This is a genomic window from Burkholderia sp. MSMB1459WGS, assembly GCF_001534535.1.
Taxonomy (GTDB): Bacteria; Pseudomonadota; Gammaproteobacteria; order Burkholderiales; family Burkholderiaceae; genus Burkholderia.
In genome coordinates, this window is the sequence record NZ_LPMU01000037.1 from 1 (window position 1) to 14,185 (window position 14,185).

Genomic DNA, 14,185 nt, shown 5'->3' on the forward strand with positions numbered 1-14,185 from the left:
CTTCATAAACCTGACTTACTTTAGTGTGAGACTCTTGATACTTTTGCTATCTGATCCGAGGATCAGCTCGCTTTCATCAAGCGCCCACACTTATCGGCTGTTAATTTTTAAAGAGCATTCTGCGAGGAACCTGAAGTTCCCCAGCAGCGCTGCGTTTTCAGCAGCAGAGAAGCGAGATTATGAACCGTGTTTCGCAGCGCGTCAACAACTTTCTGCACGACATCGTTGCGACTGCGGGGTCATCTTCCTGCGCTGTCGGGCTCGCTACTTCCGAACCCCAACAGCACCGCTTCCCTTCCTCCCGCGCTGCGTTTCCGTTAGCGCGAAAGAGGCGTGATTCTATGCATCCGCCGGCAATCGCGCAAGGGGTTTCGCAAAAAATATAAGGCGCCGCACGCTGACGCGTGCGGCGCCTTATATAGAAGTAGAAGCAGCCGAACCGTCAGGAGGCCGCGCGCACCTGGCGCGCGACGATCTCCATATAGTGATCGAGATCCGGTGTCACCTTGCCTTCCTCCTTCGCCGTGTCGTCCCAGCGGCGCAGGCGCAAAGCGTCCTCCGCAAACGGGCGCAGCAGGAACGCTGCTGCCTCCTCTTCACTGAAGACGCCGCCCTGTAACGCCAGACTGCGCACCGAGTCCGGCGACAGGCTCTCGACGTAGCCGGCATCCGTGCGGCACAGACAGCGCTTCGCGTCGACGTGCAGCCGGATCGGCTCGAGCACCGCATCGTTGAACAGCGGCCGCAGGAACGGCAGCACATAATACTGATGCAGATCGTCGATCCCGCGCGCACTCGGCGTCTCGCCCTGGCGATTCAGCAAATGGCCGAGGTCGTGCAGGAACGCCGCCGCGACCAGCGCTTCGTCCGCGCCGGACGACTCCGCCAGCAATCCGCTCTGCAATGCATGCTCGAGCTGCGTGACCGGTTCGCCGCTATAGGCCACATGGCCATGTTCGCGATACAGCCCGTGGATCTCTTCCACCGTCAGCGCCATTCGTTTACTCCCAAGGCAGCGAAAACGTCTTCAGGTTCGTGAAGCTCTTCATCGCCTCCTGAACGCCTTCCTTGTAGCCGAGCCCCGAATCCTTGACGCCGCCGAACGGCGACAGTTCGATCCGGTATCCCGGCACTTCCCACACGTTCACCGTGCCGACGTTCAGTTCGTTCACGAACCGCACGACGGCCGCCGTGCTGTCCGTACAGACACCCGACGACAACCCGAACGCCGTCCCGTTGCTGATCCGGATCGCGTCGTCGATCGTGTCGAACGCGATGACGGGCGAGACGGGGCCGAAGGTCTCCTCACGCACGATCGTCATCGACGGATCGACGTTGTCGAGCACGGTGGGCGCGTACAGCGCGCCGCGCCGCACATTGCCGGTCAGCAGGCGCGCCCCCTGCGCGACCGCCTCGTTCACGCGCGCCTCGAACAGCCGTGCCGCTGCCTCGTCGATCACCGTGCCCATTTCGTTCGCTGGATCGAATGGATCGCCGTATTTCCATGCGCGCGTCTTCTCGACGAGCAATTCGGTGAACGCGGGCGCGATCGAGCGCTGCACCAGCATCCGCTTGACGGCCGTACAGCGCTGGCCCGAATTCCGGTACGAGCCGAGCACCGCGAGCGACGCCGCGCGGTCGAGATCGGCATCGGCAAGGACGATCAGCGGATCGTTGCCGCCCAGTTCCAGCACGATGCGCCGGTAACCGGCCCGTGCGGCAATCGCCTTGCCGATCGCGACGCCGCCCGTGAACGTGATCAGCGACGCATGCGGATGCGTGACGAGTTCGTCCGCGATCTCGGCCGGATCGCCGGTCAGCACCTGCAGCATCGGCTCCGGCAGCCCCGCTTCATATAACAGGTCGGCCAGATAGAACGCCGACAGCGGCACCTTCTCCGACGGCTTCACGATCACGCGATTGTTGGTCGCGATCGCCGGCGCGACCTTGTGCGCCACCTGGTTCATCGGATGATTGAACGGCGTAATCGCGACGATCACGCCGTCGAGCGGCTGCCGCTGCGAGAACACGCGCCGTGCCTTGCCGTGGGGCGTCAGGTCACACGAGAAACTCTGCGCATCGTCGCGCAGCGCCTCGACCGCCGCGAACTTCAGCACGTCGGCCACCCGGCCGATCTCGTAGCGCGAATCCCGTTTCGACAGCCCCGACTCGAGCGTGATCAGGTCGGACGCCTCCTCGGTGCGCTCGCGCAGCAGCGCAGCCGCACGTTCGAGAATCTGCGAACGTTCGTAGCGCGTGAGCATCGGCCGGTAGGCCATCGCGTAATCGAACGCCGCGCGCACGTCGTCGACGCTGGCGAGCGGCGCGGTGCCGACGCGTGTTCCGGTGTATGGATCCGTGACGTCGAGCGTGCGTTCGCGCATCGCGCGCGTGCCGCGCCAGCGCAATGCTTCCTCACGAAACGACGGATGATCCTGCCGCGGATGAGCCATCATGTCGCGATCCGGTTCAACACGAAATCGAACACGTCGAAGTTGCGCGGGCGACGTGCGGGATCGTCCCGCTCGATACGGCGATTGAACAGCAGCGGCACTTCCTGCTCGGACACGCCGCCATGCGAACGCAGCGGCACCGTGAGGCCCGACAGGTCGTGTTCGCGCTCGCGCGTGCCGAGCGTCATGTCGCGGCGGCCGATCACGACGAGATCGCCGATCCGGTCGGCCGGCAGTTCGAAGCGCGCGGCGGCTTCCGCGTTGTCGAGCACGAGTTCGACGCCGTCGAGGCCGCCGACGCGCCACATCGCCTCGGCCCGGTCGACACCCGGCGCGAGGTAGATCGTCGCGAACGAACCGAGCGCACCGTGGTGCACGACGTACGGATCGGTGATCGGCAGGATCACGCGCGCAGCCTGCGCGCCGTACCAGCCGTCGAAGGCATCCTGCAGATAGATCACGTTCGGCCGGCCCGTCGCCGGATCGTGCTTCGCGTTCATCCCGTGATCGGCCGTGAGGCCGATCGCCCAGCCGAGCGCGTCGAGCTGGGCGAGGTAGCCGTCCATCATCGCGTAGAACGCGTTCGCGCCGGCACTGCCCGGCGCGCACTTGTGCTGCACGTAGTCGGTGGTCGACAGGTACATCAGGTCGACCTGGCGCGTCTGCGCGAGCCGCACGCCGGCCGCAAACACGAATTCGGACAATGCCGCGCTGTACACGTCCGGCGACGGCAGGCCGACCCAGTCGAGCACGTCGACGATCCCGTTTTCCGCGAGATTGGCCTGTGCGGCCTTCTCGGCCGAAAAGCAGATGCCGTTCAGCCGCCAGCCGAGCAGCCTGCGCAGCTTGTCCTTCGCGGTCACGACGGCCACCCGTGCGCCGACGTCGGCCGCCGCCGCGAGCAGCGTGCCGGCCCGCAGATAGGCCGGGTCGTTCATCATGACTTCGGCGCCGCGCCCGCCGTCGGCGGCCGGATCCCAGAAATAGTTGCCGCAGATGCCGTGGACCGACGGCGGCACGCCGCAGACGATCGACAGGTTGTTCGGGTTGGTGAAGGTCGGCACGACGCAATCGGCGCGCCAGGCCGTGCCTTCCGCGATCATCCGGCCGATGAACGGTGCGACGCCCGCTTCCACCGCGCGTTCGAGATAGTCGTACTCGCAGCCGTCGACACAGACGACGACGGTCGGCTCGACCGGCAGCCGGTAGCACCGGCCATTGACGTCGATCGAGCGTCCGGCGAGACCGGTCGACGCGCCGGCGGGCGACGCATCGCCAGGATGGCGCAACGCGAACGCGGCGTTCATGATGCCGCCCGCGTGCCGCGCGGCACGCGCGCGGCGATCAGCAGCAGCGCCGCGAGCGACGCGCCGAGCATCAGCAGCGACAACGCCGACGCCGGCAGGTAATAGCCGCGCTCCACCTGGCCGATCACGACGATCGGCACGGTCGCGAAGCCGGGCGGATAAACCGTGAGCGTCGCGCCGAGCTCGCCGAGCGACAGCGCAAAGCCGAGCGCGAGACTCGCGCGCAGCGCCGGCACGAGTTGCGGCAGCAGCACACGGCGCAGCACCATCGCGGGCGGCGCACCCAGGCTCGCGGCCGCCTCGCGCAGCACGGTCAGCTCCGGACGCAACGCGGCGGCGGCGCAGCGATAGCAGAACGGCAGAATCAGCGCCAGTTGCACCAGCACGACGATCGCCGCCGAGCTCGACAGGTCGAGCGGCTTCTGGTGATACGCGATCAGCACCGCGAGCCCGAGCACGACGCTCGGTACGCCGTTCGGCACCATCACGAGCGCGTCGACGACCGCGCCGAGGCCGCGCCGGTCGCGCCCTTCGAGCGCGAGCGCCAGCCACAGCCCGAGGATCGTGCCGAGCGCCGATACGCCGAAGCCGATTTCGAGGCTCGTCAGCAGCGCGTCGTACTCCTGCGAGCCGAGCCGCTCGAACCACCGCAAGCTGTAGCCGGCCGGCAGGATCGTGCCCGACCACTGCGTCGACACGCTCGACAGCGCGACGACGATTACCGGCAGCACGAACAGCCAGAAGCATGCGAATGCGGCCAGCGCGAGCGCGACGCGGGACGCATGCTTGAGCAGCGCGTCGGTCCAGCCGATCGTGTGGCGCGGCACGGCGTGCCCGATACGGAATTCAGCGGACATCGTTTCCTCCCGTCGCACGCCGGTTCACCCGGCGATAAACCGTATACAGCGCCAGCGACAGCGACAACATCACGACGGCGCCGGCCGACGCGGTCGGCAGATCGAGATCCACGGTCGCGCTGCTGTAGATCGCGACCGGCAGCGTCACGAGCCGCGCGCTGCCGAGCACGAGCAGAATCCCGAATTCGTTCAGCGTCAGCAGGAAGCACAACACGGTGCCGGCGGCGATACCCGGCCACGCGATCGGCAGCACGACGCGGCGCGCGAGCATCCAGCCGGGCGCGCCGAGGCTGCGCGCGGCTTCGATCAACCGCAGGTCGAGCGTCGCGAACGACGCAAGCGTCGGCCGCACGACGAACGGCGTGTAGAACACGGTCTGAGCAAGGATCACGCCGCCGATCCCGAACAGGAAGTCGAGCGGCGGGTTCTCGAGATGGAACAGGTGCTGCAACGCGATGCTGATCGAGCCCTGCGAGCCGTACAGGAAAATCAGCGTGAACGCGACGAGGAACGACGGAAACGCGACGTACAGCTCCAGGAAGCGCGTGACGAGCGACGCGCCCGGAAACGGCCTGAAGAACAGCAGCGCAGCCAGCAGCACGCCGAGCACCGACGCGGTGCCGGCGCTCGCGAACAGGACGCCGAGCGTGGTCAGCAGCACGTTGCGCGTGTCGGGATTGCCGAAGAAAGTCCGGTACGCGGCGAAACTCAACCCGTGATCGCCCGAGACGCTCAGCAGCACGAGCTTCACCAGCGGATAGACGACAAGCGGGCCGAGCACGACGATCGCGAGCGCGGCCAGGTGCAGGTCGCCCATGCGCCTGCGGCGCCGCGCGGCGGCGGCATGCGCGGCGGCCGACGCGAGCACGTGCGGCGGCAGGCCGGTTTCAGGGCTCGATAAGGACGACATCGTCTGCCTCGCAATGCAGGGACACGCGCGCACCGCGCTCGGGGGCCGCGCCGCGGCCGCGTTGCATCGTGACGCGCACGGGCTCGTCGGGCGCCGCGTCGATCACGACCGCGATCGACAGATCCGCGCCCTGCCATTCGACCGACGATACGGTGCCGTGCAGGCCGCCCGCCGCGGGCGGCATCACGGTCAGCCGCTCGGGACGCACGCATGCGACCTTGCCGCGCACCTCGTGGCGCGGATCGCCGAGCGGGAAGATCACGTGCGGCGGCAGCAGGTTCGCCGGGCCGAGATAGCGCGCGACGTAACCGTCGCGCGGCGCGTCGTACAACTGCTGCGGCGTGCCGAGCTGCGCGATGTGGCCGTCGCGCATCAGCAGCGCGCGATCGGACAGCACGAGCGCGTCGTCGCGGTCGTGCGTCACGCAGACGACGGTCAGGTTCGGCAAGCGCTCGTGCAACGCCTTCAGTTCGCTGCGCACCGATGCACGAAGGTTGGCGTCGAGCGCCGACAGCGGCTCGTCGAGCAGCAGCACGTCGGGCTCGATCACGAGCGCGCGGGCCAGCGCGACGCGCTGCTGCATCCCGCCCGACAGTTGCGCGGGCAGATGGTGGCCGGCATCGCCGAGTTGCACGAGCTTGAGCGCATCGGCGACGCGGCGCGTCACTTCCGACGACGCCATGCCGCGTGCGCGCAGCCCGAATGCGACGTTCTCGAACACCGACAGGTGCGGGAACAGCGCATAATTCTGGAACAGCAGACCGAGGTTGCGCTTGTGCGGCGGCGCATAGGTCAGGTCGCGTCCGGCGACGGTCAGCGTGCCGGTCAGGCCGTCGGCCTTCACGAACCCGGCGATGAAGCGCAGCAGCGTGGTCTTGCCGCAGCCGCTCTTGCCGAGCACGGTCAGAAATTCACCGGCGCCGATCGACAGCGACAGATCGTCGAGCACCGTGCGTGCGCCGTAGCGCACGCTCAGGTGTTCGATCTGCACGCCGCCCGGCGCGCCGGACCGCAGCGTCGCGTGCGGTTCGGCGGCGCCGAATGCGCCGGGATGGGTCAGGGTGGTTTCCACCGGGTTCATCCTCTTGCTCGCTGATACAGGCGGCGTGCGCCGGTCACTTCGGCTTGACGACGTCGAGCTGCTTGCCCGAGCTGCCGATCACGTCCTTCTTCCAGCGCTCGATCCACACCGGCTTCTTCGCCATCACCTGGGTCCAGTCGACCGGAATCAGCTTCACGCCCGCGATCGCCTTCTTGACCGCTTCGCCGTTCTTGCCGGCCAGCGGCACGTCGGTGCGGCCCGGGATGCCGTACATGTCCGGCACCTTCGACTGCACTTCCGTCGACATCAGGTAGTCGATCAGCTTGCGGCCGGCGTCCTGGTTCGGGCCGCTCTTGATCAGGCCGATGCCGTACGGGAGCTGGAACGTGGTCGGCTGGTCGCCGTCCTTCGCGGCCAGGAAGATCGGCTTGACGGACAGCGCGCCGTGCTCGGCGTCGTCGAGGTCCATCTGCAGGTCGCCGTTCGCGACGCTGATCTCGTTACGCGACAGCAGCACGTTCAGGTAGCCCGTGCCCTTCGTGTGGAATTTCACGCTCTGCGACAGCTTCGCGAGGTAGTCGAAGGCCTTGTCCTCGCCCATCAGCGACGTCGTCAGGATCAGCACGGCCATCCCGTCGCCGGCCGTGGCCGGGTTCGAGTACGCGACCTTGCCGGCGTAGGCCGGCGCGAGCAGGTCGGCGAACGTCTTCGGCTGGTTCTTCACGACGTCCGGGTTGATCGCGAACGAGAAGTAGTTGTTCACGAAGGTCGCCCACGTGCCGTCCTCGGCCTTCGCGATGGCCGGCACGTTCTTGTAGTTCACGCTCTGGTACGGCTGCAGCAGGCCCATCTGGCCGGCTTGCTGGATGAACGGCGGCAGCGTGACGATCACGTCGGCCTTCGGGGAATTCTTCTCGATGTTCGCGCGGTTCACCACCTCGCCGCTGCCTGCCGTCACGATGTTGACCTTCACGCCTTCCTTCTTCTCGAAGGCCGGCAGCACATCGCGATAGAGGTTCTCGAGGCCGTCCGCCGTGTACAGCACGACCGCGTTTGCCGCATGCGCCGGCATCGCGGCGCCTTGCAGCAGGCCGGCCGCGCAGGCGGCCAGCGCGAGCTTGCGGAACGCGCCGGCAGCGGCGCGCGAGGGTTTCTGCAGTGTCATCTCACTTCTCCGTAGGCGGAACACCAAACGGCCGGGCACGATCCGGCTCTCCTGTCGTCTCCGGGCAGGCCGCCTGGCGGCCCGCCTCGCTGCCGCGCTCAGGCTGGGTGTCGCGCGGCAACCGAAGGATCACAGCGTTCGATGACAAACCCGTGACGAATGCCACAATTTCCAAAAAATGACACATTTTGCCACGATCATGCAAGTCATTCAGAAATGCCGTCCCGCGTTTCATTCGCCCTTTGCCGGAGATAAAAACCATGCCCGACCCGATCCTGCTCACGCCCGGCCCGCTCACCACGTCCGCCACAACACGCCACGCAATGCAACATGACTGGGGGTCGTGGGATGCCGCTTTCAATCAACTGACGGCCAGCGTCTGTGCCGACCTCGTCGCCATCGCGGGTGGCGGCGACGCGTACGTGTGCGTGCCGATGCAGGGCAGCGGCACGTTCTCGGTCGAAGCCGCGCTCGGCACGCTGGTGCCGCGCGACGGCGTCGTGCTGGTTCCCGACAACGGCGCGTATTGCGCGCGCATTCTGAAGATTCTCGGCCGGCTCGGTATCGACGCGATCGCGTTGCCGTTCGGCGAAGACGCGGCTGTCGAAGCCGCGGCCGTCGAAGCCGCGTTCGCACGCGAGCCGCGCATCACGCACGTCGCGCTCGTGCACCTGGAAACGAGCGCCGGGATCCTGAATCCGCTCGATGCGATCGCGGCCGCGTGCCGGCGGCACGGCAAGCGGCTGATCGTCGATGCGATGAGTTCGTTCGGCGCGCTGCCGATCGCGCTGGCGGACAGCGGCATCGACGCGCTGATCTCGGCCAGCGGCAAATGCCTCGAAGGCGTGCCGGGAATGGGGTTCGCGATCGTGCGGCGCGATGCGCTCGACGCGAGCGAAGGCAACTCGCTGTCGCTCGCGCTCGATCTCCACGATCAGTACGCGTATCTGCGCAAGACCGGGCAATGGCGCTTCACGCCGCCGACGCACGTGATCGCCGCGTTGCGCGCCGCGCTCGACCAGTACCTCGCCGAAGGCGGCCAGCCGGCGCGCGGCGCCCGCTATGCGGACAACTGCCGGACGCTGGTCGAATCGATGCGCGCGCTCGGCTTCGTGCCGTTCCTCGACGCCAGCGTGCAAGCGCCGGTGATCGTCACGTTCCACGCGCCCGACCATCCGGCCTACGATTTCCGCCGCTTCTACGACGCGGTGCGCGACGCGGGCTTCATCCTGTATCCGGGCAAGCTCACGCGCCTCGAGACGTTCCGCGTCGGCTGCATCGGCGCGATCGACGCGAACGATATCCGGCGTGCGGTCGCCGCCATCGCGGCCGCGGTCGAATCGCTCGGCATCGCGATGCAGCACGCATGAAATTGCGTACGTGCCGGCCGGCGGCCGGCACGCGCAAATAAAAACGCCCGACGGCCGATCGGCCGCCGGGCGAACGCACCGAATGTGCGGGGAACCGGTCCTTACAACTCGATCCGCTTGATGTCGCCGACGACGAAGATGTACGACAGCGCGCCGACCAGCGCGATCACGCCGATGAACACGAGCGCGCCGACGAACGAGCCGGTCGACGCGACGATGACGCCGACGACGAGCGGCGTGATGATGCCGGCGAGGTTCGCCGCGAAGTTGAAGATGCCACCCGTCACGCCGAGCAGGCCATCCGGCGCGATGTCCGACACGAGCGTCCAGCCGAGTGCGGCCATCCCCTGCGCGAAGAACGCGACGGACATGATCGCGATCACCGCTTCGTTGCTCTGCACGTAGTTCGCGAGAATGATCGTCGACGCGAGCAGCAGGCCCGCGATGATCGGCAGCTTGCGCGCGAGGTTCGCGGACTTGCCGCGGCGCAGCAGCCAGTCGGAGAAGATTCCGCCGAACATCACGCCGACCGACGCGGCGATGAACGGCATCACCGCGAAGAAGCCGATCTTCAGCCAGCCCATGTGGCGCTCGGTTGCCAGATAGGTCGGGAACCAGGTCAGGAAGAACACGAGCGTCGAGTTGCCGGCGAACTGGCCGAGGCAGATGCCCGCGAGCTGGCGCTTCTTCAGCAGTTTGCCGGCCATCGCCCAGCTGAACTTCGGCTGCGCGGCCTTGCCGCTCTTGTCGTCGGTCTTGCGCACGCCGTGCACGAGACCGCCGCCCGCCTCGATATAAGCAAGCTCCGCCGCGTTCGCGCCCGGATGGTTGCGCGGCTCGTGGTAGAGCTTCCACCAGACGAGGCCGAACGCAATGCCGACCGCGCCCACGACCCAGAACAGCGAGCGCCAGCCGAATGCGCCCATCAGCGCGAACAGCACGGGGCTGAAGAACGCGAGGCCGATGTATTCGCCGACGGTATAGGTGCCCGTCGCCATCGCGCGTTCGTTCTGCGGAAACCACGTCGCGACGACGCGGCTGTTGGTGGGGAAGCACGGCGCCTCGGTGATGCCGAGGCCGAGGCGGCACGCGAGCAGCGTCGCGACGCCCGGCACGAAGCCTTGCAGGAACGTGCACAGCGACCACAGCGTCATCGACCAGTAGTAGGTGATCTTGCTGCCGAAGCGGTCGAGGAACAGGCCGCCGGGAACCTGCATCGCCACGTACGTCCACGAAAACGCGGAGAACATGATGCCCATCACGGCCGCGTTGATGCCGAGCTCCTTGGTGAGCTGCGGCGCAGCCACGCCCAGCACGGTGCGGTCGAGATAGTTGATCATCGTGCCGATCGCGAGCAGCGCGAGGATCTTGTAGCGCGCCGACGTGCGCCGGACCGTGCCGGCCGCCTGCGCCGGCGCGGCGCTCGTGTGGGTGGTGTGCTGCATGGTCGTCTCCTGGTCTCTTTCCGTATCTATCTGTAAGGGGTCAGCGCGCGACGAGCGACTGAAAGTGATCGAACATCCGCTCGGCGTCGGGCGTGCGTCCGGTGAAGAGCTCGAACGCGTCGACAGCCTGGTACACGGCCATCCCGCCGCCCGGCAGCGTCGCGCAGCCGGCCGCGCGGGCAGCGTGGATCAGCTCGGTTTCGAGCGGGAAATACACGATGTCGGCCACCCACATGCCAGCGTGGAGCAGCTCGGCCGGCAGCGGCAGGCCCGGATGCTTGACCATGCCGGTCGGCGTTGCGTGGATCAGGCCGGTCGCGGCACGCATCGCGGCCGCGAGATCGTTACCCGGTGCGACCCGGGCCGCGGGGAAGCGCTGCTGCAATTCGCCCGCCAGCGCGGTGGCCCGCGTGCCGTCGACATCGAAAATCGTCAGTTCGGCCGCGCCCATCTGCAGCGCCGCGTGCGCGACAGCCGCGCCCGCGCCACCCGCGCCGAGCTGGACGACGCGTTCGAGCGACGCGTCGGGCAACCCGCGGCGGAACGATTTCGCGAAGCCCGACCAGTCGGTGTTGTGGCCGATCCGCTTGCCGTCCTTGAACAGCACGGTGTTCACCGCGCCGAGTGCCCGCGCGTCGTCCGACAGCGCGTCGAGATGCTCGATCACGCGCTGCTTGCACGGGTGCGTGATGTTCAGCCCGTTGTAGCCCATCCGCTGCGCGGCCTCGAGCAGCTGCGGCAGCGCGTCGACGTTCACGCCCAGCACGTCGAGATCGATGCGCCGGTACACGTAGCCGAAGCCCTGGCGGAATCCCTCTTCCTCGTGCATCGCGGGCGACAGCGAACCGCCGATGCCCTGGCCGATCAGGCCGATCAGAAACGACGGGCGGCTCATCGGGCGGCTCCCTGCGCGAACAGCGTCGCCAGGCGCTGCAGCGCGAACACGTAGCCTTCGGTGCCGCAGCCGCAGATCACGGCTTCGGCGATCGCCGACACATACGAATGGTGGCGAAACGCCTCGCGGCGATGGACGTTCGAGATATGCACCTCGATCACCGGCTTCGCGATCGCGGACAGCGCGTCGGCCAGCGCCACCGACGTATGCGTATAGGCGGCCGGGTTGATCACGATGCCGTGCGTGTCGTGACGCGCGGCATGCAGCCAGTCGATCAGTTGATGCTCGGCGTTCGACTGGCGGAACTCGATTTCCAGCCCGAGCCCTTCCGCCGCCGTGCGGCAGCGCTGCTCGAGATCGGCGAGCGTTTCCGCGCCGTAGATGTGGGGCTCGCGCGTGCCCAGCAAATTCAGATTGGGGCCGTTCAGCACCAGCACCTTGTGCTTGCTCATGTGACTTTGCTCCAGAAACGGGGGCGAATCGTGAGCCGACTCCGCCCCCTGACGTCAAGATTTGGCGCTAGTGTGCGCTTGCGCAAGCGCAATGTCTTTTCGGGTTTTCGCTAATTTGTACCATCTAGTTAGTTTGTACAATATGCATCACTAGCCCAGTAAATTCGGGATATGGCGCCCGCGCCGAACTCAACGACTGGTTCATTCAGGGTCGGTTCGACCGGTGCCATGCCCCGCTCACCCGCAGGAATCGCCCATGCAGCGCTCGATCGCCACCGTGTCCCTGTCCGGCACGCTCGCCGAGAAGCTCGCCGCCATCCAGGCTGCGGGCTTCGATGGCGTCGAAATCTTCGAAAACGACCTCGTCTACTTCGACGGATCGCCGGCCGACGTCCGGCGCATGGCCGCCGATCTCGGCCTCGACATCGTGCTGTTCCAGCCGTTTCGCGACTTCGAGGGCGTGAGCGCGGCCCAACTCGCGCGCAATCTCGACCGGATCAAGCGCAAGTTCGACGTGATGCATGCGCTCGGCACCGACCGCATCCTCGTCTGCAGCAGTGTGGCGGCCGATACGATCGCCGACGACGGATTGCTCGTCGACCAGCTCGGCGCGCTCGCCGAGGCCGCGCGGCAGGCCGGTGTGGTCGCCGCGTACGAAGCGCTGGCGTGGGGCCGCGTCGTGAAACGGTACGGCCACGCGTGGCAGCTCGTGAATGCGGTGAACAGCCCGCACCTCGGCCTTGCGCTCGACAGCTTCCACACGCTGTCGCTCGACGATTCGCCGGACGCGATCGCCGACATCCCCGGCGACCGGATCGCGTTCGTGCAGATCGCCGACGCGCCGAAGCTCGCGATGGACGTGCTCGAATGGAGCCGCCACTACCGCTCGTTCCCGGGCCAGGGCGACTTCGACCTGGCGCGCTTCACCGCGCGCGTGATCGAGTCGGGTTATACGGGGCCGCTGTCGCTCGAGATCTTCAACGACGGTTTCCGCGCGGCGCCGACCGCGCTCACGGCCGCGGACGGCCATCGCTCGCTGCTCTACCTGGAAGACCTGACACGCGCGCGGCTCGCACAGGAGGGTCGCGCGCCGGCCGCCGGCCAGCCGCTGTTCGCACCGCCCGCGCCGCCGGCACACGTCGGGTTCCAGTTCATCGAATTCGCGGTCGACGCGCAGGCGGCGGCAACCGTCGGCGAATGGCTCGGCCGGATGCGTTTCCGGCTCGCCGGCCGGCATCGCTCGAAGGACGTGACGCTGTTCCAGCACGGCGCCGCATCGATCGTGCTGAACGCCGAGCGCGACTCGTTCGCCGATGCGTTCTTCCAGCAGCACGGGCTGTCGCTGTGCGCGTCGGCGTTCCGCGTCGACGACGCCAAAGTGGCGTTCGAACGCGCAGCCGGCTTCGGCTACGCGCCGTTCTCGGGCCGGGTCGGGCCGAACGAACGCGTGCTGCCGAGCGTGAAGGCGCCGGACGGCAGCCTCGAATATTTCGTCGACGAAGCGCCGGATGCGCCGACGCTGTATGAATCGGACTTCGTACTGACCGACATCGACGGCCCGAGCGAAGTCGGCCCGCTGACGGGCATCGATCACGTGTGCCTCGCGCTGCCGGCCGACGCGCTCGACACGTGGATCCTGTTCTTCAAGACCGCATTCGGCTTCGAGGCCGAGCGCAGCTGGCTCGTGCCCGACCCGTACGGGCTGATGCGCAGCCGCGCGGTGCGCAGCGCCGACGGCTCGGTTCGGATCGCGCTGAACGCATCGGTCGACCGCCACACGGCCGTCGCCGAATCGCTCGACCGCTACCACGGCACCGGGCTGAACCACGTCGCGTTCCGCACGGACGACATCGTGAAGACGGTCGCCGCGTTCGCGGCCGACGGCGTGCCGTTCCTGCGCATTCCGGCCAACTACTACGACGATCTCGCCGCGCGTTACGCGTTGCCGGACGAACTGATCGACACGCTGAGCACGCACCACCTGCTCTACGACCGCGACGAACAGGGCGGCGAATTCCTGCATGCGTATACGGAACTGGTCGACAACCGCTTCTCGCTCGAGATCGTCGAGCGGCGCGGCGGGTACGACGGCTACGGCGCCGCGAATGCGGCCGTGCGGCTCGCCGCGCAGGCGCAGCGCAGGAAATAAGGAGCGGACACGAACCGGCGTTTGGGGCGCGACCGCGCTCGCACTTCGGCAGTCGACCGGACGGGCACCGCTCGCCCGCGCCATCGTGGCAAAGCGCGGCCAAGGGCCCGGCCGCGCGGCCGGCCCGGGCGCATGCCGGA

General features: G+C 67.5%; 13 protein-coding genes. 2 read left to right on the forward strand and 11 right to left on the reverse strand.

All coding sequences use genetic code 11. From position 1 onward, the window contains the following. Positions 1–442: 442 nt before the first annotated feature. From WT97_RS14305 to WT97_RS32795, 8 genes are read right to left on the reverse strand one after another with little or no spacing between them, the layout of a single operon-like run. The gene (locus WT97_RS14305) at positions 443–997 is read right to left on the reverse strand and encodes a phosphonate degradation HD-domain oxygenase (RefSeq protein WP_060033225.1); all 555 of its coding nucleotides are present in this window, start codon (positions 995–997) and stop codon (positions 443–445) included. A gap of 4 nt (positions 998–1,001) precedes the next feature. Further along, positions 1,002–2,456, reverse strand: coding sequence for a phosphonoacetaldehyde dehydrogenase (gene phnY, locus WT97_RS14310; RefSeq protein WP_060033222.1), 1,455 nt, complete (start codon positions 2,454–2,456; stop codon positions 1,002–1,004). Beyond that, entirely contained in the window at positions 2,453–3,760 is a 1,308-nt protein-coding gene (gene phnA / locus WT97_RS14315) for a phosphonoacetate hydrolase (RefSeq protein ID WP_059793015.1), read from the reverse strand. The genes phnY and phnA overlap by 4 nt, the downstream gene beginning before the upstream one ends. Then, positions 3,757–4,617, reverse strand: coding sequence for a 2-aminoethylphosphonate ABC transport system, membrane component PhnV (gene phnV, locus WT97_RS14320; protein ID WP_060353655.1), 861 nt, complete (start codon positions 4,615–4,617; stop codon positions 3,757–3,759). Before phnV ends, phnA begins: the two co-directional genes overlap by 4 nt. Then, a complete protein-coding gene (gene phnU, locus WT97_RS14325) occupies positions 4,607–5,527 on the reverse strand; it encodes a 2-aminoethylphosphonate ABC transporter permease subunit (RefSeq protein ID WP_034206098.1) in 921 nt (306 codons plus the stop codon). The genes phnV and phnU overlap by 11 nt, the downstream gene beginning before the upstream one ends. Then, positions 5,505–6,608, reverse strand: a complete 1,104-nt coding sequence (gene phnT, locus WT97_RS14330) for a 2-aminoethylphosphonate ABC transport system ATP-binding subunit PhnT (RefSeq protein WP_034206097.1) — start codon at positions 6,606–6,608, stop codon at positions 5,505–5,507. The genes phnU and phnT overlap by 23 nt, the downstream gene beginning before the upstream one ends. A gap of 34 nt (positions 6,609–6,642) precedes the next feature. Next, entirely contained in the window at positions 6,643–7,734 is a 1,092-nt protein-coding gene (phnS, locus tag WT97_RS14335) for a 2-aminoethylphosphonate ABC transporter substrate-binding protein (protein ID WP_059499355.1), read from the reverse strand. Between the two features lies 1 nt (position 7,735). After that, positions 7,736–7,996, reverse strand: a complete 261-nt coding sequence (locus WT97_RS32795; protein ID WP_257128490.1) for a hypothetical protein — start codon at positions 7,994–7,996, stop codon at positions 7,736–7,738. Here WT97_RS32795 and WT97_RS14340 point away from each other — a divergent pair. Continuing rightward, the gene (locus WT97_RS14340; RefSeq protein WP_060353656.1) at positions 7,995–9,104 is read left to right on the forward strand and encodes a 2-aminoethylphosphonate--pyruvate transaminase; all 1,110 of its coding nucleotides are present in this window, start codon (positions 7,995–7,997) and stop codon (positions 9,102–9,104) included. The two genes, WT97_RS32795 and WT97_RS14340, sit on opposite strands and share 2 nt — an antisense overlap. A 101-nt stretch (positions 9,105–9,205) precedes the next feature. Here the strand turns inward: WT97_RS14340 and WT97_RS14345 are convergent, their stop codons facing one another. Genes WT97_RS14345 through aroQ form a run of 3 tightly spaced genes read right to left on the reverse strand, consistent with a single transcriptional unit; the run spans position 9,206 to position 11,896 of the window. Beyond that, complete coding sequence (locus WT97_RS14345) at positions 9,206–10,549, reverse strand: MFS transporter (RefSeq protein WP_059499357.1); 1,344 nt, start codon at positions 10,547–10,549, stop codon at positions 9,206–9,208. A gap of 40 nt (positions 10,550–10,589) precedes the next feature. Beyond that, positions 10,590–11,444: a shikimate dehydrogenase gene (locus WT97_RS14350; RefSeq protein WP_059499358.1), complete on the reverse strand. Its 855-nt coding sequence runs from the start codon at positions 11,442–11,444 to the stop codon at positions 10,590–10,592. Continuing rightward, entirely contained in the window at positions 11,441–11,896 is a 456-nt protein-coding gene (gene aroQ, locus WT97_RS14355) for a type II 3-dehydroquinate dehydratase (RefSeq protein WP_027781502.1), read from the reverse strand. The genes WT97_RS14350 and aroQ overlap by 4 nt, the downstream gene beginning before the upstream one ends. Positions 11,897–12,152: 256 nt before the next feature. Between aroQ and WT97_RS14360 the strand changes: the two genes are divergently transcribed. Continuing rightward, a complete protein-coding gene (locus WT97_RS14360) occupies positions 12,153–14,045 on the forward strand; it encodes a bifunctional sugar phosphate isomerase/epimerase/4-hydroxyphenylpyruvate dioxygenase family protein (RefSeq protein ID WP_059499359.1) in 1,893 nt (630 codons plus the stop codon). Positions 14,046–14,185 lie beyond the last annotated feature (140 nt).